The sequence below is a fragment of the Obesumbacterium proteus genome (assembly GCF_001586165.1).
Taxonomy (GTDB): Bacteria; Pseudomonadota; Gammaproteobacteria; order Enterobacterales; family Enterobacteriaceae; genus Hafnia; species Hafnia protea.
The window spans coordinates 4,974,809-4,993,572 of sequence record NZ_CP014608.1; the positions used below are offsets into that span (position 1 = coordinate 4,974,809).

At 48.7% G+C, this 18,764-nt stretch carries 16 protein-coding genes; 8 read left to right on the forward strand and 8 right to left on the reverse strand.

The window, feature by feature from the left end:
- Positions 1 to 61 precede the first annotated feature (61 nt).
- A complete protein-coding gene (locus tag DSM2777_RS23340) occupies positions 62 to 595 on the reverse strand; it encodes a SprT family zinc-dependent metalloprotease (RefSeq protein ID WP_061555263.1) in 534 nt (177 codons plus the stop codon).
- A gap of 492 nt (positions 596 to 1,087) precedes the next feature.
- Between DSM2777_RS23340 and cadB the strand changes: the two genes are divergently transcribed.
- Both cadB and cadA read left to right on the forward strand, forming a co-directional pair.
- Positions 1,088 to 2,416: a cadaverine/lysine antiporter gene (cadB, locus tag DSM2777_RS23345; protein WP_061555264.1), complete on the forward strand. Its 1,329-nt coding sequence runs from the start codon at positions 1,088 to 1,090 to the stop codon at positions 2,414 to 2,416.
- A 105-nt stretch (positions 2,417 to 2,521) separates the two neighbouring features.
- Positions 2,522 to 4,741 (forward strand): lysine decarboxylase, encoded by a 2,220-nt coding sequence (gene cadA, locus DSM2777_RS23350; protein WP_025798687.1) that lies wholly within the window; start codon positions 2,522 to 2,524, stop codon positions 4,739 to 4,741.
- A gap of 160 nt (positions 4,742 to 4,901) precedes the next feature.
- Here cadA and DSM2777_RS24000 read toward each other — a convergent pair whose 3' ends face one another.
- From DSM2777_RS24000 to DSM2777_RS23360, 3 genes are all read right to left on the reverse strand, one after another.
- Positions 4,902 to 5,060, reverse strand: a complete 159-nt coding sequence (locus DSM2777_RS24000) for a Hok/Gef family protein (protein WP_025798685.1) — start codon at positions 5,058 to 5,060, stop codon at positions 4,902 to 4,904.
- A 267-nt stretch (positions 5,061 to 5,327) separates the two neighbouring features.
- Positions 5,328 to 6,488 (reverse strand): glutathionylspermidine synthase family protein, encoded by a 1,161-nt coding sequence (locus tag DSM2777_RS23355; protein WP_061555265.1) that lies wholly within the window; start codon positions 6,486 to 6,488, stop codon positions 5,328 to 5,330.
- 2 nt (positions 6,489 to 6,490) lie between these two features.
- Positions 6,491 to 7,174, reverse strand: a complete 684-nt coding sequence (locus DSM2777_RS23360; protein ID WP_043490623.1) for a DUF1190 family protein — start codon at positions 7,172 to 7,174, stop codon at positions 6,491 to 6,493.
- A 505-nt stretch (positions 7,175 to 7,679) separates the two neighbouring features.
- Here DSM2777_RS23360 and DSM2777_RS23365 point away from each other — a divergent pair.
- The 4 genes from DSM2777_RS23365 to dhaM all read left to right on the forward strand — a co-directional run bounded on the left by DSM2777_RS23365 (position 7,680) and on the right by dhaM (position 12,075).
- The gene (locus DSM2777_RS23365) at positions 7,680 to 8,780 is read left to right on the forward strand and encodes a glycerol dehydrogenase (protein ID WP_061555266.1); all 1,101 of its coding nucleotides are present in this window, start codon (positions 7,680 to 7,682) and stop codon (positions 8,778 to 8,780) included.
- 99 nt (positions 8,781 to 8,879) lie between these two features.
- On the forward strand, positions 8,880 to 9,950 hold the full coding sequence (gene dhaK, locus DSM2777_RS23370) for a dihydroxyacetone kinase subunit DhaK (RefSeq protein WP_061555267.1): 1,071 nt from the start codon (positions 8,880 to 8,882) through the stop codon (positions 9,948 to 9,950).
- 1 nt (position 9,951) lies between these two features.
- Positions 9,952 to 10,581 carry a dihydroxyacetone kinase subunit DhaL gene (gene dhaL, locus DSM2777_RS23375; protein WP_046458223.1) on the forward strand — a complete coding sequence of 210 codons (630 nt, stop codon included), beginning with the start codon at positions 9,952 to 9,954 and terminating at the stop codon, positions 10,579 to 10,581.
- Between the two features lie 33 nt (positions 10,582 to 10,614).
- Positions 10,615 to 12,075 (forward strand): dihydroxyacetone kinase phosphoryl donor subunit DhaM, encoded by a 1,461-nt coding sequence (gene dhaM / locus DSM2777_RS23380; RefSeq protein ID WP_061555268.1) that lies wholly within the window; start codon positions 10,615 to 10,617, stop codon positions 12,073 to 12,075.
- A gap of 69 nt (positions 12,076 to 12,144) precedes the next feature.
- Here dhaM and DSM2777_RS23385 read toward each other — a convergent pair whose 3' ends face one another.
- The 4 genes from DSM2777_RS23385 to DSM2777_RS23400 form a co-directional block, all read right to left on the reverse strand.
- A complete protein-coding gene (locus DSM2777_RS23385) occupies positions 12,145 to 12,492 on the reverse strand; it encodes a DUF4156 domain-containing protein (protein ID WP_025798672.1) in 348 nt (115 codons plus the stop codon).
- Positions 12,493 to 12,676: 184 nt separating this feature from the next.
- On the reverse strand, positions 12,677 to 14,320 hold the full coding sequence (gene groL / locus DSM2777_RS23390) for a chaperonin GroEL (protein ID WP_025798670.1): 1,644 nt from the start codon (positions 14,318 to 14,320) through the stop codon (positions 12,677 to 12,679).
- A gap of 60 nt (positions 14,321 to 14,380) precedes the next feature.
- The gene (locus DSM2777_RS23395) at positions 14,381 to 14,674 is read right to left on the reverse strand and encodes a co-chaperone GroES (protein ID WP_008814807.1); all 294 of its coding nucleotides are present in this window, start codon (positions 14,672 to 14,674) and stop codon (positions 14,381 to 14,383) included.
- A 233-nt stretch (positions 14,675 to 14,907) separates the two neighbouring features.
- A complete protein-coding gene (locus DSM2777_RS23400) occupies positions 14,908 to 15,414 on the reverse strand; it encodes an FxsA family protein (RefSeq protein WP_174521892.1) in 507 nt (168 codons plus the stop codon).
- Positions 15,415 to 15,780: 366 nt separating this feature from the next.
- On the opposite strand from DSM2777_RS23400, the gene aspA reads away from it, so the two are divergent.
- Together aspA and DSM2777_RS23410 are read left to right on the forward strand one after the other, a co-directional pair.
- Positions 15,781 to 17,217, forward strand: a complete 1,437-nt coding sequence (aspA, locus tag DSM2777_RS23405) for an aspartate ammonia-lyase (protein WP_061555270.1) — start codon at positions 15,781 to 15,783, stop codon at positions 17,215 to 17,217.
- 234 nt (positions 17,218 to 17,451) lie between these two features.
- Positions 17,452 to 18,753: an anaerobic C4-dicarboxylate transporter gene (locus tag DSM2777_RS23410; RefSeq protein ID WP_061555271.1), complete on the forward strand. Its 1,302-nt coding sequence runs from the start codon at positions 17,452 to 17,454 to the stop codon at positions 18,751 to 18,753.
- Positions 18,754 to 18,764 lie beyond the last annotated feature (11 nt).

The following is an 18,764-nucleotide window of genomic DNA, read 5'->3' on the forward strand; positions in this document are numbered from 1 at the left end:
GATGGAAATAAATTGTTAATAAATGAGGATTTGAGTGCTTATTAAACACTTTGAGAAATTTTTAATGTTCCGAAATTGCGCCGGGGCTAAAGCTTAATACCTGCCCACACTGGCGGCAGCGATATTCCGACTCTTTACGCATCACTTTATTATGACGACGCACGGTCAGTTGATGGAGCTGGCAGCCGCAGCGATAGGGATACGTTTTTCCACTCACTGTCTCTACGCCAAATTTATGTGTCCGACGCGGTTCAATACCTAGAACATGTCCCATCATCCACTGCCATTCACGGCCATGAGGGGCAACTTTACCAAACTGCTTATAGACCAAGAGATGTGCCAGTTCATGTGGCACCACTTCATCAATGAATTCCTGCCCGTTCTCAAGTAACAACACAGGATTTAGGCGGATCTCCCAATCTTGCAGCCATGCAGTTCCCGCTGTGGTACCACGCTGTTGATAGCTGATTTTTGGCTCAGGATATTGTGTTTTTAGCTGTGCGTTAGCCTGCGCTAAAGCATTGCGCAAACACTGCATAACGGCCTGTTGCTGAGCAATCGGGATTCGTCGAGAGATAGGGGAACGTTGTGTCATGTCGATAGGATAATCAGAGAAAGCGTCGCTCGCAACTGCAATTCAATATTGGGCAAAACTCATTATTTATAACAATATTCCTAATGATATTAATAAATAATTACCATTTAATTTATTTCCAACCTTTAGTTAGATTAAATCAGCTTAATTGATAAGGTTAATTTACGAGTTTATATAAATTGACATTCATCAGTTAGTTTATTGTTTTTCATAAATTAATCATTTTCATTTACACGGAGTATTTTCACACCCTACTGATAAATAACATTATTTATCTACCCATAGTCACATTGAATTATTCCACACTTATGCTAGTGATATATATCGCATTGAATTTTATTAATAAAAAATAAGTACGCTTAAGGATTTACACCCCTGCAAAATATGAATTATTACCTATACTTATTTTCGTGGTGAGTATTGCTAAGCAATTGACGCAATAAGATTACGTCTATTGGTCGAGCTTAATAATTATTATGGGAGTGGCAGTTTATGGCATCTGCAAAGAAAATTGGCCTCATTGCCTGTACCGGTGTTGTTGCCGGTAATATGATGGGAAGCGGGATCGCATTACTCCCCGCTAACCTTGCAAGCTTAGGTTCTATCGCAATTATTGGTTGGATTGTCGCGTTGATCGGTGCAATTTCATTGGCTTACGTTTATGCCCGACTCGCAACAAAAAACCCACAGGAAGGTGGTCCTATCGCCTACGCGGGTGAAATCGGGCCAGCCTTCGGTTTCCAGACTGGGGTGCTTTATTACCATGCTAACTGGATTGGTAACCTCGCTATCGGCATCACCGCCGTTTCTTACCTTTCTACCTTTTTCCCGATGTTTAACAATCCGATCCCAGCGGGAATCGCCTGTATTGCCATTGTCTGGATCTTTACCTTCGTCAATATGCTAGGCGGCGCTTGGGTCAGCCGCTTAACAACTATTGGCTTAGTGTTAGTGCTTATTCCCGTTATCGGTACCGGTGTTGCAGGTTGGTATTGGTTTGATATGGGAACCTATCAGGCGAACTGGAATACTTCGGGAGGCACCGATTATCATGCCGTCATTAAAAGTATTCTGTTATGTCTGTGGGCCTTTATCGGCGTTGAATCTGCCGCGGTAAGTACCGGTATGGTGGAAAATCCAAAACGTAACGCGCCTATCGCGACCATGTTAGGGACGTTCCTTGCCGGTATCGTTTATATCGCCGCGACTCAGGTTATTGCCGGTATGTACCCAGCCTCGCAGATGGCGGCATCAGGCGCTCCGTTTGCGATCAGTGCTTCCACCATGGTGGGTAGCTGGGCAGGGCCGGTGGTATCTGCATTTACCGCATTCGCCTGTTTAACGTCTTTAGGCTCATGGATGATGCTGGTCGGCCAAGCCGGTGCTCGCGCCGCACATGACGGCAACTTCCCGAAAGTTTACGGTGAAATGGATAAAGACGGCATTCCAAGAAAAGGCCTGTTCTTAGCCGCGATTAAAATGACGGTATTGATGGTGCTGATTACGGTAATGAACGCCAGCGGCGGTAAAGCATCGGATCTGTTCGGTGAGCTGACAGGGATTGCCGTGCTGCTAACCATGTTGCCGTACTTCTACTCTTGTATCGACCTGATCCGTTTTGACGGTGCAAACCTGAAAAATATCCTCAGCTTGATCGCTTCCGTACTGGGCTGCGTATTCTGCTTTATCGCCCTGATGGGTGCCAACTCCTTCGAATTGGCAGGGACCTTCATTATCAGCCTGATCATCCTGATGTTCTACTCTCGTAAGATGGGTAGAAACCAAGAGAAATTAACCACGCCGACGGATAGTCAGTCTTAATCCACTAAACCATTAACTCGCAAGTGGTTAACAGCACACAGCACAGAGGATGAATTTCCGCCTCTGTGCTAATAACCCAGCCCACAGAAGTCTGGAGAGTTTTGCATGAATATCATTGCCATCATGAACGATTTAAGCGCTTATTTTAAGGAAGAACCCCTGCGCGAGCTGCATCAAGAGTTAGAGAAGGAAGGCTTCCGCATTGCTTATCCCAAAGACCGCAACGATCTGCTGAAGCTGATTGAAAACAACTCCCGTCTGTGTGGCGTCATTTTCGACTGGGATAAATATAACCTTGAGCTCAGCGCTGAAATCAGTGAGCTCAACAAACTGCTGCCGATTTATGCCTTCGCCAACACCTATTCAACGCTAGACGTCAACATGAGCGACCTGCGTCTCAATGTTCGCTTCTTTGAATATGCATTGGGTAGCGCACAAGACATCGCCACCAAGATCCGCCAAAGCACCGATCAGTATATTGATACTATTCTTCCACCGCTGACCAAGGCGCTGTTCAAATACGTCAAAGAAGAGAAATACACGTTCTGTACGCCGGGGCATATGGGCGGAACAGCGTTCGATAAAAGCCCAGTCGGTAGCCTGTTCTATGATTTCTTTGGTGAAAACACCATGCGTTCGGATATCTCGATTTCCGTATCTGAACTCGGCTCGTTGCTCGATCATAGCGGCCCACACCGTGACGCTGAAGAGTATATTGCACGCACGTTTAACGCCGATCGCAGCTATATCGTAACCAACGGAACATCTACGGCGAATAAAATTGTCGGCATGTATTCATCTCCTGCCGGTGCCACTATCCTGATAGACCGAAACTGCCATAAATCATTGACCCATTTGATGATGATGAGCAACGTTGTCCCCGTCTATCTGCGCCCAACCCGTAACGCCTACGGTATTTTGGGCGGGATACCGCAAAGCGAATTCACCCGCGCTAGCATCGAAGAGAAAGTGAAAAATACGCCCAATGCCACATGGCCCGTACATGCGGTAGTCACTAACTCCACCTATGACGGTCTGTTCTACAACACCGAATACATTAAAAACACGCTCGATGTTAAGTCGATTCACTTCGATTCGGCATGGGTGCCTTACACCAACTTCCATCCGATTTATCAAGGCAAAGCAGGGATGAGCGGTGAACGTGTGCCGGGTAAAATCATCTACGAAACCCAGTCCACCCACAAACTGCTGGCCGCATTCTCACAGGCATCGATGATCCACGTGAAGGGTGAGATCAATGAAGAAACCTTCAACGAAGCCTATATGATGCATACCTCGACATCGCCACATTATGGGATTGTGGCGTCGACGGAAACCGCGGCGGCCATGATGAAGGGCAACGCCGGTAAACGTTTAATTAATGGTTCAATTGAACGAGCGATCCGCTTCCGTAAAGAGATCCGCCGCTTACGCACAGAATCCGATGGCTGGTTCTTTGACGTATGGCAGCCGGATAACATTGATGAGGTTGCTTGCTGGCCGCTCAATCCACGTAATGAATGGCATGGATTCCCGAACATCGACAACGATCATATGTATCTTGATCCGATCAAAGTGACTTTGCTGACCCCAGGTTTAAGTCCAAATGGCACGCTGGAAGAGGAAGGGATACCGGCGTCGATCGTGTCGAAATATCTGGATGAGCACGGCATCATCGTGGAAAAAACCGGGCCCTATAACCTGCTATTCCTGTTTAGTATCGGGATCGATAAAACCAAGGCGCTGAGCTTGTTGCGAGCGTTAACCGATTTCAAACGCGTGTATGACCTCAACCTGCGCGTGAAAAACGTGTTGCCATCGCTCTATAACGAGGCCCCTGATTTCTATAAAGAGATGCGAATTCAGGAGTTAGCTCAGGGTATTCATGCTCTGGTGAAACACCACAATCTGCCAGACCTGATGTATCGTGCATTCGAGGTGTTACCAAAGCTGGTGATGACGCCGCATGATGCGTTCCAAGAAGAAGTGCGTGGCAACATTGAGCCATGTGCCTTGGATGATATGTTAGGAAAAGTCAGCGCCAACATGATCCTGCCGTATCCTCCGGGTGTTCCGGTGGTTATGCCGGGGGAAATGCTCACCAAGGAGAGCCGCCCAGTTCTGAGCTTCTTGCAGATGCTATGTGAAATTGGCGCACACTATCCGGGCTTTGAAACGGATATTCACGGCGTTCATCGTGATGGTGCAACGGGTAAATACATGGTCGTGGTGCTGAAACAAGGCGCAGATGAACCGGGTGATAAACCGAGCGATACGGTGAAGAAAGCGCCGGGTAAAAAACCATCAGCGGCGAAGAAGTCATAACGGCGAGAAGTTACAGGTAACGCTTATCCCCTGAGTGATGGGTTCTTGTCATGATGGGGATAAAGCGGGTGCCTGAGAGCCAACCATGCATGAAAACAATTTGAGAAGACTGGGAAGGTTAGGCACCATCCCAGTCTGATTTTGCCGTTACATATTGCCGTTACAACGCGTGCTTATCTTCGTAGTTTAAGAACGCGGCAACCTCTGTTTTTCCCTGCTTAATTCGTAGCTCGCACAGCGAACCACGTACCATCCAGGTAAAGATCAATAGCGTAAAACACATCACTATTAATCCATAAAGCAACAGCTTACGCGACATCAAAGCCTCCAATTGCATTGCTGCATTGAAGAGGCTATCCTCACATTGTTTGGATGTGGTTAGGATTGCCTCAGGTTAATGAAAATTGACCTGGGGCTTTTACTTTCTACCTCACCACACATTTCATGCTTCAGGCAAAAAGCCTCAAGCACCCGCCGTGATTCTATCCAAACAATGCTTATCTATCGCGCGTATATTACCGTTACATCAGAGTTGCGCGAATAACTGCAAAACGCTTCGCAGATATCACACAGCACATAGTTAAACTCAGTCCACAATCACATGCGGATAGTAACGCGACAGATCTTGCGTGATCAGGCTACGATCTTCACGAATGCCCATCCCCGCTGGCTGATCGTTCACCAGCCAACTGCCGATCAGCACATAGCTGTCGCCAAATTTTGGTAACGGGTGGAACTGCTGAATGATCATACCTTCTTCACCGTAAGGACCATCAACGCTTGCCACTTCTTGACCGTTTTCTACGATGCGGATATTCGCGCCTTCGCGAGAAAACAGCGGTTTAACCACGTAGTGATCGAGCTCTGGCTGGTTACCATCGGCAAAGTAGGCTGGCAGCAAGTTCGGATGATTAGGGAACATCTCCCACAGCATCGGCAGCAACGCTTTGTTAGAAATGATGCTTTTCCATGCGGGTTCTAACCAACGCACACCGGCATCTTCCAACTTGGTGGAGAAAATCTCACGCAGCATGAATTCCCACGGATACAGTTTGAACAGGTTGCTAATCACCTGATCCTGCGTATCCGTGAACTGGCCGCGCTCACCTAAGCCAATGTCTTCAATAAACACAAACTCGGTGGCTAAACCTGCTTCATGAGCACAATCTTGCAGATACTGAACAGTACCGCGATCTTCTTCGGTATCCTGACAGCACGCCATATGCAGCAAACCGAAACCGTGCGCTTCTCTCAGCTCGGTAAAGCGTTCGATAAGCTTTTCTTGCAGGCTATTAAACTGGTCTGCATCCTGCGGAAGTTTTCCAGCAGCGATCTGATCTTCAAGCCAAATCCATTGGAAGAACGCCGATTCGTACAGCGACGTTGGCGTATCTGCATTGTTTTCCAACAGCTTAGCTGGATTCACGCCGTCATAGGCCAAATCTAAACGAGAATACAGAGAAGGCTGCTGGGTGCGCCAAGAGCTACGAACAAATTCCCAAACGTGTTTAGGAATTTGGAATTTCGTCATCAGCTCATCGCTGGCGATAACCTTCTCAACCACCTTCAAACACATCTGATGCAGTTCGGCCGTGGTTTCTTCTAGCTCTTCAACCTGTGCCAAGCTGAACTGATAAAAAGCATCTTCACACCAGTAGGGCTCGCCATACATGGTATGAAATTGGAAACCGTATTCGGTGGCTTTTTCGCGCCAGTCCGGGCGCTCACTAATAGGTACACGTTTCATGCTTAGCCACCCATGCTGCGGGTGCCGGATTTGCTTCCGGTCGCGGCATTGCTACGCTGCATAGTGCTCTGTTTAGCCACGCTCTCACCAAAGCCACCACGGGTTACGGTAGAGGTCGTTGCTGGTTTTGGAGCCATCGCCGTTTTCGGTACATTCATGGTACGGCCACCGGCGGTTGCAGGGCCGTAGCTTTTACCGGTCGCATCCACAAATTTACCATTAGCAGGGCTTGCGGCTGATTTAGAGCTAAACAGCGGCTGTTGGTTGTATGCACCACCGCCCATCATTCGGCCCATCATGTAGCCAGCCATCAAAGGCATCCAGAAACTGCCGCTCTGCTGAGGCTGAGCCTGTGCTTCGCCGTTAGTGCCCGGAGCCATACCGGCCTGAGCTGGAGCCTGAGTACATTGGCCTTCACCAAACTCGGCAATACAGTCTTCACGCGACGCATATTTCGGCGCGGTTTTTTCCGCTTCTTTCAGCGCATTTTGATATGACTCTTTGCACTGAGCGCTCATTGAAGGATTCGCGTTGCTACAGTCGTCTGCGTTTTGATACAGAGATACGGTTTCGTCCGTTTTCTCACAGCCTGCCAGCATGAACACGGCGCTTACGGCAATAGCCACTGGCGCAAAACGCCAGCTCTTGCGGAAAGCATCGCGATTAATATTCTTGGTCCGTTTCATTGGTAAATTTCCTCTTATTTCACAGGCTTGCTTAGGTTATAACCCAATTAGTTGGAGCAGCGTCAAGGCGGCAAATCCCGACAAACTTACACCGGTAAGTGACTCGGATTTGCGAAAGCAACCAACGCAGAAGCAGCTTCAAATAAGAAGGGTATACAAAAATTGTGCCTATGTGTCCCAGATACCCGTTAGCATAGGTTAAAGCTGCTTAAATTTAAAGCGTAACAGCCTATTCATACGGTGATTTACACAGCCAGAAATAGGAATGTGCGATAGGTCTCTCTTTCACCTCTTCATGCTCTTTTCACGTTTCGCTTTGAAACAAACAGACTGCCACTTAGTTTCAAAATGGAACGTAAACCCGCTTTGTTTTTTGTCCTTTTTTTCGCCGTATAGTCATTTGCAGAGAAATAACAGCACCAATAAATGTCCCGCTTCCGAAGTTTGGAAGTTATGCGCTTAGGTCTTAATCCAATTGCTTAGTGATTTATTGAGGAGCTTTATTATGTTGAAAGTCATCCAGTCTCCATCCAAATACATTCAAGGTGCAAACGCACTGCAATCTATCGGCCAGTACGCAAAAATGTTAGCCAATAATTATTTTATTATCGCTGATGATTTCGTGATGAAACTTGCGGGCGATACCGTCGGCAGCAGCTTAAAACAGCACGATGTTGAAGGTCACTTCGCCCTGTTTGGCGGCGAATGTAGCCATAAAGAGATCAATCGCCTGATTGAAGAACTGAAAAAACACGGCTGTAAAGGCGTGATTGGTATTGGCGGCGGGAAAACGCTGGATACCGCCAAAGCCATCGCCTTCTATCAAAAACTCCCTGTTCTGGTCGTGCCAACCATCGCCTCTACCGATGCGCCAACCAGCGCCCTTTCTGTCATCTATAGTGAAGAGGGTGAGTTTGAAGAGTATCTGATGTATCCAACCAACCCAGATATGGTTGTGATGGACACCGCCATCATTGCCAAAGCGCCGGTGCGCTTACTGGTTGCGGGTATGGGTGACGCACTCTCTACCTATTTCGAAGCTCAAGCCTGTTACGACGCCCACGCGGTCAGCATGGCTGGCGGTGAATCCACGCTCGCGGCCGTGACATTGGCGCGCCTGTGCTACGAAACTCTGCTTGAAGAAGGCTACAAAGCGAAGCTAGCCGTTGAAGCTGGAGTGGCTACCACCGCAGTAGAACGCATCGTTGAAGCCAACACTTACCTGAGCGGCATCGGCTTTGAAAGCTCCGGTTTGGCAGCAGCCCATGCAATCCATAACGGCTTCACCGTTTTGGAAGAGTGCCACCACCTGTATCACGGTGAAAAAGTCGCTTTCGGTACTTTGACTCAGCTCGTACTGCAAAACAGCAGCAGCGAGCAAATTGAAACCGTGCTCGATTTCTGTTTACAGGTAGGTCTGCCTGTCACGCTCAAAGAAATGGGCGTTAAGGCCGACGATAAGTTAGAAGAAAAAATCATGGCGGTAGCCAAAGCCAGCTGCGCCGAAGGTGAAACTATTCACAACATGCCGTTCAAAGTCACTCCAGAACAGGTGTTCGCTGCCATCTTGGCCGCCGACCGTTTGGGTCAGGCGTGGTTGAAATAAACCGTAGATACTTTTAGTCGCCCCCAACCTCCTGTTTCTTAAAAACGAGGGAGGTTGGGATAAGGCACATCAAACACGGATCTCACCGGAGCCTTTTTAATGAAAAAGCTAATCAACCAAGTCGAAACCGTATTACACGAACAAATTCTCGGATTAGTTGAAGCCCACCCCGAATTAACGCTTCACCAAGAACCCGTCTTCGTCACCCGCGTCGACGCCCCCGTGGCTGGCAAAGTCGGTATCCTTTCCGGCGGTGGTAGCGGCCATGAACCCATGCACTGCGGCTTTATCGGCGAAGGTATGCTCGACGGTGCGTGTCCGGGTGAGATTTTCACATCGCCAACGCCGGATCAGATGTATGAATGCGGCCAAGCTATCGATGGTGGCAAAGGCGTGCTGATGATCATCAAAAACTACACCGGTGACGTTTTAAATTTTGAAACCGCAGCAGAATTGCTGCATGACAGCGGCACTCAGGTCGGCACGATTTTGGTCGATGACGATGTGGCAGTAAAAGACAGTTTGTATACCGCCGGTCGCCGCGGTGTTGCCAATACGGTGCTGATTGAAAAGCTGCTTGGCGCAGCCGCTGCCCGCGGTGACTCTCTCGATCAGCTCGTCGAGCTAGGGCATAAGCTCAACAACGAAGGTCATTCGATTGGGATCGCGCTTCAAGCCTGTACCGTTCCTGCGGCAGGAAAACCGTCCTTTACCCTGCCCGATAACGTGATGGAATTTGGTGTGGGTATCCACGGCGAACCCGGCATTGAGCGCCGTGAATTTACCACGCTCAATCAAACCGTCGATGAGATGTTTGCCACGCTGCTCGCTCATGGAAAATATCAGCGCACCCTGCGTTCTTGGGATCGCAATGCGGGTGAATGGAAAGAACAAACGCAATCCAAACAGCCGCTGCAAAAAGGCGATCGCGTCATCGCTTTGGTCAATAATCTAGGCGCAACGCCGCTTTCAGAACTGTACGGCGTTTATCATCGTCTTCAGCATTGCTGCGCAGAATTAGGCATCACCATCGAGCGTAAGTTAATCGGCTCTTACTGCACCTCACTCGATATGCAGGGCATCTCAATCACGCTGCTGAAAGTTGACCAAGAAACTCTGTCTCTTTGGGATGCACCCGTCAATACACCGGCTTTACGTTGGGGAATGTAATATGTCACTGACTAAACAACAGATCGTTAACTGGCTCATGCGCTGCGGCGAAGTGTTTGCCGAACAAAAAGATTTTCTCACCCAGCTCGATACCGAAATCGGCGACGCCGACCACGGTTTAAACATGAACCGAGGCTTTAATAAAGTCGTCGAAAAACTGCCTTCATTCGCCGATAAAGACATTGGTTTCATCCTGAAAAACACCGGCATGACGCTGCTTTCCAGCGTAGGTGGAGCCAGCGGCCCGCTCTTTGGCACCTTCTTTATTCGGGCATCGCAAAGTACCGCCGCCAAACAAAGCCTGTCGCTTGTCGAACTCACTCAAATGCTGAAAGAAGGCGTGGAAGGGGTGGTTAGCCGCGGCAAAGCAGAACCGAATGACAAAACCATGTGTGACGTTTGGTGGCCTGTGGTGGCATCACTCGAAGCCTCAAGCCAAAAAGATCTGCCGGTACCACAGGCGCTAGATTTGGCAGTCGAAGCGGCTCGTCAAGGATTGGAAAGCACCATCACCATGCAGGCTCGTAAAGGCCGTGCCAGCTATTTGGGCGAGCGCAGTATTGGCCATCAAGATCCGGGCGCAACCTCTGCGTGGTTGATGATGCAAACCTTAGCAGCCGTCACCCACTAGTTGGCGTTTCGTTCAATGCACTAGGAATAAATTATGGTCAACATCGTTGTAGTATCTCACAGCGCAAAACTGGCTGATGGCGTAGCAGAACTCGCCGCCCAAATGATCCAGAACGGCTGCCGCTTAGCTGTTGCCGCTGGGGTGGACGATCCCGATCATCCGATAGGCACTGACGCGATTAAAGTCATGCAGGCGATCGAGGAAGTATTCGATCCTTCTGGCGTGTTGATCATGATGGATCTCGGTAGCGCGTTACTCAGCGCTGAAACGGCGCTGGAACTGCTTGATCCTGAAATGAGCTCGCGCGTTAAAGCCTGTTCCGCCCCTCTCGTCGAAGGCACATTAGCCGCGGTCGTTGCCGCGTCGGCTGGCGCTTCGCTGGAAGCTGTCGAACGCGAAGCCCAATCGGCGCTTCAGGCCAAAAAAGCCCAGCTCGGTGAACAAGAGCCTACTCATGCTCCAGCACCTAATCAGGCTGCTCCGCTATCTTGCGACGAGCAGGGCGTCAATTGGAACGTGTTAAATCCAAATGGATTACACGTTCGCCCCGCCGCTAAGCTCGCTAACGCCTTAGCGTCTTTTGATGCCGAACTGGTGCTGTATAAGATCGATGAGGTAAAAGGAAATCGCCATGCCGATCCGCGCAGCCTTAACCAGCTGGCGTTATTACAGGTGCGGAAAGGTGATGAGATCCGCCTAGTCGCCAAGGGTACGCAGGCAAAAGAAGCCTTGGCCGCGTTTAAACAACTGGCACAGACAAACTTCGGTGAAATTATTACATCCGATATCAGCGGTGGCTTGACGCTGCAAGGCAAATCAGTGATGGATACGCAGGTTAGCGCACCCGCGTTTGTCCTGCCCACGCAGGATATCGATGTGCCCAATCGCACAATTTTGTCGGATCGCGTGGAGATCGAACAGCAGCGGTTACGTCAGGCCATTGCTAAAACTTTGCAGGATCTCAACCGTCTTGCGGATCGCACTAACCAGCTGCTCGGCAAACAGCACGCGGGGATCTTCGGCGCGCACAGTATGCTCATCGACGATCCCGACTTGCAACACTCCGCCTTTGATCGCATTGCGAGCCAGCTATGCAGTGCCGAAACGGCTTGGCAGGCTGAGTTAACTGAGATGGCGGATGCATACCGAGAATTAGATGACGAATACCTGCAAGCGCGTGAATTAGACATTCGGGATATTTTGCAGCGCACGTTGCTCCATCTGGCGGGCGAAACTCAGGAAATACAGAACCCGAGCGTACCGTCCATTATATTAGCGCGTGAACTGATGCCTTCAGATGCCATTATGCTCGACCGCCGTTTGGTTCTTGGCATCGTGCTCACCCAAGGCAACGCCCTGTCCCATGCCGCTATTTTAGCGAATGCCATGGGTATCCCGATGATTGTTGGCGTGGGTGATAGTTTGAAACAGGCGCAGGAAGGACAAAAAATAACCCTGAACGCGGCGCGCGGGGAAGTGATTTTAGGTTGCTAGTTTTATTTTTCAGCCAATAAAAAACCGAAGTATTTATCTTCGGTTTTTTTGTGTTTCAACACCCATCGATCAGTTAGGGCATTTATACACTTGTCCGCTCATCTTACTGTCGAGCGGTGCAAAGCTAGACCAGAAGTTCTCGCTTGGGCTCACTGCGCCGTAGATAACGTTGCCACCCATCGCTGCGGCTTTATTACGTAAATCATTTGCTGCGCCGCGCATTGAGCTAGACTCGCCGCCCTGACCAGACATCCAGTTGCTTTGAGAACCCGTTACTTCGCCCAACAGCTGGCATTCAGTGCCTGGCTTGGTATCGGTGAATTTAATTTGCTGACCTGCGGTGTCCAGCTGCGTCGTCGAGCTACAGCCAGCCAACAGCATCACTGCCGTCAGGCCCAATAAACCTTTAATCCGCATCTTCTTCCCCATTGATGTGTAGAAAGTCACGTCCGAATATTACCAGAATCAGGAAATTACGCTTATAAAAAAACAAAACCCCCGCCGAAGCGAGGGTTTTATTTAGAACGTTAGGATGGCTATGCCATAACCCGTGTCACTGATTGCCAATTCAAAAACTCAACGGCTTCAGCGACAAAGGAAATTACATCATGCCGCCCATGCCGCCCATTCCGCCCATACCACCAGCGGCCCCCATATCTGCTTTATCATCACGCAGATCGGTAACCATACATTCGGTAGTAATCATCAGGCCAGCGATAGACGCTGCGTACTGCAGAGCAGAACGAGTAACTTTGGTTGGATCCAAGATACCCATTTCGATCATATCGCCGTACTCTTCAGAGTAAGCGTTATAACCGTAGCTGCCTTCGCCCGCTTTCACGTTGTTGGCGATAACAGAGGCTTCTTCACCAGCGTTGATAACGATCTGACGCAGAGGAGCTTCCATTGCGCGCAGCGCAACTTTGATACCCACGTTCTGGTCTTCGTTAGCGCCTTTCAGGCCAGCGATTTTGCCAGCAACACGGATCAGGGCAACACCACCACCAGCAACCACGCCTTCTTCTACCGCTGCGCGAGTTGCGTGCAGGGCGTCTTCTACGCGTGCTTTCTTCTCTTTCATTTCAACTTCGGTAGCAGCACCGACTTTGATAACTGCAACGCCGCCAGCCAGTTTAGCTACGCGCTCTTGCAGTTTTTCACGGTCGTAGTCAGAAGTTGCATCTTCGATCTGCTTACGGATCTGACCAACACGGCCCTGAATCGCAGCTTCGTCACCGATACCATCGATGATGATAGTGGTGTCTTTGTTGATAACGATACGTTTAGCCTGACCCAGATCTTCCAGAGTTGCTTTTTCCAGCTCCATACCGATTTCTTCAGAAATTACGGTACCGCCAGTCAGCGTTGCGATGTCTTGCAGCATAGCTTTACGACGGTCGCCGAAGCCTGGAGCTTTAACCGCAGCCACTTTCACGATGCCACGCATGGTGTTAACCACCAACGTTGCCAACGCTTCGCCTTCAACGTCTTCAGCGATAATCAGCAGTGGTTTGCCTGCTTTAGCAACGGCTTCCAGCACTGGCAGCATTTCGCGGATGTTGGAGATTTTTTTGTCAGCCAGCAGGATGAACGGGCTTTCCAGTTCGATAGAACCAGTTTCTGGCTTGTTGATGAAGTATGGAGACAGGTAGCCACGATCGAACTGCATACCTTCAACCACGTCCAGCTCGTCTTGCAGGCCGGTGCCTTCTTCAACGGTGATAACGCCTTCTTTGCCAACTTTTTCCATCGCTTCAGCGATCAGTTTACCCACGGTTTCGTCGGAGTTAGCAGAGATAGTACCTACCTGAGCGATTGCAGTGGAATCAGAGCAAGGCACAGACAGTTTTTTCAGTTCTTCAACCGCAGCAATGACAGCTTTGTCGATACCGCGTTTCAGATCCATTGGGTTCATGCCAGCAGCAACGGCTTTCAGACCTTCGTTAACGATAGCCTGAGCCAGTACGGTTGCGGTGGTAGTACCGTCACCTGCAGCGTCGTTCGCTTTAGAGGCAACTTCTTTAACCATCTGCGCACCCATGTTTTCGAACTTGTCTTCCAGTTCGATTTCACGAGCAACAGACACGCCATCTTTAGTGATGGTCGGCGCACCGAAAGATTTATCCAGAACGACGTTACGGCCTTTAGGGCCCAGGGTCACTTTCACTGCGTCTGCCAGTACGTTCACGCCGCGAAGCATTTTCACACGTGCGTCGCTACCAAATTTTACGTCTTTAGCTGCCATTGTTCTTTCCTTTAAACTTATTCAGTTAAGAAGATTATGCGTTGTCAAAAGAAGCGATTATTACGCTTCGACTACAGCCAGGATGTCGCTTTCGGACATGATCAACACTTCTTCATTGTCGATCTTCTCTGCTTTCACGCCGTAACCATCGTTGAAAATAACGATGTCGCCAACTTTAACGTCCAGCGGCTTCACTTCGCCATTTTCCAAAATGCGACCTTTACCGACAGCGACGATTTCGCCACGGGTAGATTTACCTGCAGCGGAGCCGGTCAGAACGATGCCGCCAGCTGATTTGGACTCGACTTCTTTACGCTTGACGATTACACGGTCATGCAATGGGCGAATATTCATTGATAGCTCTCCTTTGAGAAGGTCCATATCGTTTAGGGTTGAACGCCGAAGCGAGAGGAACACCCTCCGCTCTCGGACTCGTGGTTACCAGATTGGGGCAACCAACAACCCCTTCAAGGGGGGATAAGTAAAAAATTTGTGTTTTTCTTCAACCTCTGCGAGGCAGAGCCAATAAAAGAAAAGGCGCGGCCGAAATGTGCCACGCCTTTGCTAAGAATGAAATACTAATACTCTTATTTGTCGTCTTTGTATCTATCGTCTTTATGATCGAGACGATTATCCAACGGCGGACGGTTCTCATCTTTACGTTCAAACTCACCGTCAAAGGTGTTCCCACCTTGGGATCCACCAAAATCACCGCTAGCGAAACCACCGCCAGATCGAGAAAATCTGAAATATGGCAATAGCTTGAGCGTTAGATGTTTTTGCACCGGAGGCAAAATAAGCAGCAGACCTAAAAAGTCAGTGAAAAAGCCGGGCAAGATGAGCAAAAAGCCCGCCATAACCAACGAAACGCTTTTTACCATTTCTGCCGCTGGGCTTTCCCCCATCGCCATCTTCTGCTGCATCTGCATCAGCGTTTTCATTCCCTGATGACGAACAAGCGAAGCCCCGAGACAAGAAGTCAGGACCACGAGCAACAATGTTAGGGCGACCCCAAGCACTGCGGCGACCTTAATAAAAATAGATATTTCTATATAAACAAACAGAAATACCAACATGAGCGGTAACCAGCGCAACATACTTCTCCTAAATTGCAGTGCTTTCTAATGATAAGTATTGCATTAAAGAACAACTGAGATAGTTAAAATTTAACAGCATATATGTCTAAAAACAGTCTATATATGACAAGTGGTGGCATTTTATACGTTTTCAACCCTATAACTCTTGTGGGTTATTTTCTTTATCTGTGAGAGTAATCACAGATATGTAAACACCTGAAACTTGAAGCGCCATATAGTGATCTGGGTTCATGCTTTTCCACGCCAGCAGCATATGATCAGCCACAGAACAGAGAGGACGGATGATCCTTTCGAATTTGAAAATCTAAACGATATAAATCCATTAGCAAGTTTACTATTCGGCATCAATTAAAGAAGGTTCTTATGTCAAACAACATTCGTATTGAAGAAGACCTGTTAGGCACCCGTGAAGTTCCAGCAGACGCTTATTATGGTGTTCACACTCTGCGAGCAATTGAAAACTTTTATATCAGCAACAACAAAATCAGCGATATCCCTGAATTTGTTCGTGGCATGGTTATGGTTAAAAAAGCTGCTGCGCTCGCAAATAAAGAGTTACAGACCATTCCGCGTAAAATTGCCGATACCATTATTCTTGCTTGTGACGAAGTATTGAACAACGGCAAATGCATGGATCAATTCCCTGTAGACGTATATCAGGGTGGTGCAGGTACTTCCGTTAATATGAACACCAACGAAGTTCTGGCAAACATCGGTCTGGAACTGATGGGTCACCAGAAAGGTGAATATCAATACCTGAATCCAAACGATCACCTGAACAAATGCCAGTCTACCAACGATGCCTACCCTACCGGTTTCCGTATCGCTGTGTACTCTTCCATCATGAAGCTGCTGGATGCAATCAACCAGCTGCGCGAAGGCTTCGATCGTAAAGCAAAAGAATTCGAAAACATTCTGAAAATGGGTCGTACTCAGTTGCAGGATGCGGTACCTATGACTCTGGGTCAGGAATTCAAAGCATACAGCGTATTGCTGAAAGAAGAAGTTAAGAACCTGCAACGTACCTCTGAGCTGCTGCTGGAAGTTAACTTGGGCGCGACCGCTATCGGTACTGGTCTGAATACGCCAGAAGGTTACTCTCAGTTAGCTGTGCAGAAACTGTCTGAAGTTAGCGGCCTGCAACACTCTGTCGCAGAAGACCTGATCGAAGCGACCTCTGACTGCGGCGCATACGTGATGGTTCACGGTGCTCTGAAACGTCTGGCGGTTAAACTGTCTAAAATCTGTAACGACCTGCGTTTGCTGTCTTCTGGTCCACGTACCGGTTTGAACGAAATCAACCTGCCAGAACTGCAGGCTGGTTCTTCAATCATGCCAGCTAAAGTAAACCCAGTGGTTCCTGAAGTGGTTAACCAACTGTGCTTCAAAGTCATCGGTAACGACACCACCGTCACCATGGCTGCTGAAGCAGGCCAATTGCAGTTGAACGTAATGGAGCCAGTCATTGGTCAGGCGATGTTTGAATCCATCTCTATCCTGACTAACGGTTGCTACAACCTGCTGGAAAAATGCATCAACGGCATTACCGCAAACAAAGAAGTTTGTGAAAGCTATGTATTTAACTCTATCGGTATCGTAACTTACCTGAATCCATTTATCGGCCACCACAACGGTGATATCGTTGGTAAAATCTGTGCCGAAACAGGTAAAAACGTGCGTGAAGTTGTTCTAGAACGCGGTCTGCTGACCGAAGCGGAACTGGACGACATCTTCTCTGTAGAGAACCTGATGCACCCTGCTTATAAAGCAAAACGTTATACTGACGAAAGCGAACAATAATAAAGTTCGCTAGTTGATATCAGGCACGTCTGTCCCTTGGTCAGCCGTGCCTTTTTATTGCGACCAACATACTTAAAAAAAGAATTACACCCGATGTCATTGTGTTGCAGTGAATGATGAGTAAAGAAACTCTGAGTCTCCTACGAGAGTATGAACCTCAGAATATATGCTTAATCCACGCGGCAGCTTCAAAGACAAAAGGAATATTATCGTTACATCTTGAGGAGAAACACTATGTTAGTTTTGGAGCTGGTGATCGTACTGCTCGCCATATTCTTAGGTGCCAGACTGGGGGGCATCGGAATAGGATTCGCCGGTGGTTTAGGGGTTTTAGTCCTTGCCATGATCGGTGTTAAACCAGGCAATATTCCATTCGACGTTATTTCAATTATCATGGCCGTTATCGCCGCAATCTCTGCAATGCAGGTTGCCGGTGGTATGGATTATTTAGTTCATCAAACTGAAAAACTTCTGCGTAAGAATCCAAAATACATCACGATCCTTGCACCGATTGTGACCTATTTTCTGACCATCTTTGCAGGTACCGGTAATATTTCCCTGTCTGCACTGCCAGTTATCGCTGAAGTGGCGAAAGAGCAAGGTATCAAGCCATGCCGCCCACTTTCTACCGCCGTTGTTTCTGCTCAGATTGCCATTACCGCGTCTCCAATTTCAGCCGCAGTGGTTTATATGTCTTCTGTGATGGAAGGCCACGGCATCAGCTATATCCATCTGCTGATGGTTGTGATTCCATCAACGTTCTTGGCTGTATTAGTTATGTCACTCATCGTATCTTGGTGCTTTGACTCCAAACTGTCTGACGATCCTGTTTATCAGAAACGTTTGGCTGAAGGCCTGATTGAACTGCGTGGCAACAAGCAAGTGGTTATCAAACCTCGTGCAAAAAGCTCTGTATGGTTGTTCCTGCTGGGCGTTGTGTGCGTCGTTTGCTATGCAATCATCAACAGCCCAAGCCTCGGTTTAGTTGAAAAACCACTGATGAACACCACCAACGCGATTCTGATCATCATGCTGAGCGTTGCAACGCTGACCACTATCCTGTGCCGCGTTGAAACTGACAGTATTCTGAACTCCAGCACCTTCAAAGCAGGTATGAGCGCATGTATCTGTATTCTGGGTGTGGCTTGGTTGGGCGATACTTTCGTTCAAGCAAACCTTGATTGGATCAAAGAAACTGCGGGCACCGTCATTCAGTCTCACCCTTGGCTGTTAGCGGTTATCTTCTTCTTCGCTTCTGCCCTGCTGTACTCTCAGGCTGCAACGGCTAAAGCTCTGATGCCAATGGCACTGGCGCTGAACGTTTCTCCTCTGACCGCAGTCGCATCTTTCGCCGCGGTGTCTGGCCTGTTCATTCTGCCTACCTACCCAACTCTGGTTGCGGCGGTACAGATGGATGACACCGGTACAACTCGTATCGGTAAACTGGTCTTTAACCATCCGTTCTTCATCCCAGGTACTATCGGCGTAGCACTGTCTGTTATCTTCGGCTTCGTGCTGGGAAGCATTATGCTCTAAGCCTTCCTCGC

Excerpts from the sequence above, each read along its gene's own strand:
- DSM2777_RS23340 (WP_061555263.1), bottom strand. The coding sequence starts at position 595 with ATGACACAACGTTCCCCTATCTCTCGACGAATCCCGATTGCTCAGCAA.
- cadB (WP_061555264.1), top strand. The coding sequence starts at position 1,088 with ATGGCATCTGCAAAGAAAATTGGCCTCATTGCCTGTACCGGTGTTGTT.
- cadA (WP_025798687.1), top strand. The coding sequence starts at position 2,522 with ATGAATATCATTGCCATCATGAACGATTTAAGCGCTTATTTTAAGGAA.
- DSM2777_RS24000 (WP_025798685.1), bottom strand. The coding sequence starts at position 5,060 with ATGTCGCGTAAGCTGTTGCTTTATGGATTAATAGTGATGTGTTTTACG.
- DSM2777_RS23355 (WP_061555265.1), bottom strand. The coding sequence starts at position 6,488 with ATGAAACGTGTACCTATTAGTGAGCGCCCGGACTGGCGCGAAAAAGCC.
- DSM2777_RS23360 (WP_043490623.1), bottom strand. The coding sequence starts at position 7,174 with ATGAAACGGACCAAGAATATTAATCGCGATGCTTTCCGCAAGAGCTGG.
- DSM2777_RS23365 (WP_061555266.1), top strand. The coding sequence starts at position 7,680 with ATGTTGAAAGTCATCCAGTCTCCATCCAAATACATTCAAGGTGCAAAC.
- dhaK (WP_061555267.1), top strand. The coding sequence starts at position 8,880 with ATGAAAAAGCTAATCAACCAAGTCGAAACCGTATTACACGAACAAATT.
- dhaL (WP_046458223.1), top strand. The coding sequence starts at position 9,952 with ATGTCACTGACTAAACAACAGATCGTTAACTGGCTCATGCGCTGCGGC.
- dhaM (WP_061555268.1), top strand. The coding sequence starts at position 10,615 with ATGGTCAACATCGTTGTAGTATCTCACAGCGCAAAACTGGCTGATGGC.
- DSM2777_RS23385 (WP_025798672.1), bottom strand. The coding sequence starts at position 12,492 with ATGCGGATTAAAGGTTTATTGGGCCTGACGGCAGTGATGCTGTTGGCT.
- groL (WP_025798670.1), bottom strand. The coding sequence starts at position 14,320 with ATGGCAGCTAAAGACGTAAAATTTGGTAGCGACGCACGTGTGAAAATG.
- DSM2777_RS23395 (WP_008814807.1), bottom strand. The coding sequence starts at position 14,674 with ATGAATATTCGCCCATTGCATGACCGTGTAATCGTCAAGCGTAAAGAA.
- aspA (WP_061555270.1), top strand. The coding sequence starts at position 15,781 with ATGTCAAACAACATTCGTATTGAAGAAGACCTGTTAGGCACCCGTGAA.
- DSM2777_RS23410 (WP_061555271.1), top strand. The coding sequence starts at position 17,452 with ATGTTAGTTTTGGAGCTGGTGATCGTACTGCTCGCCATATTCTTAGGT.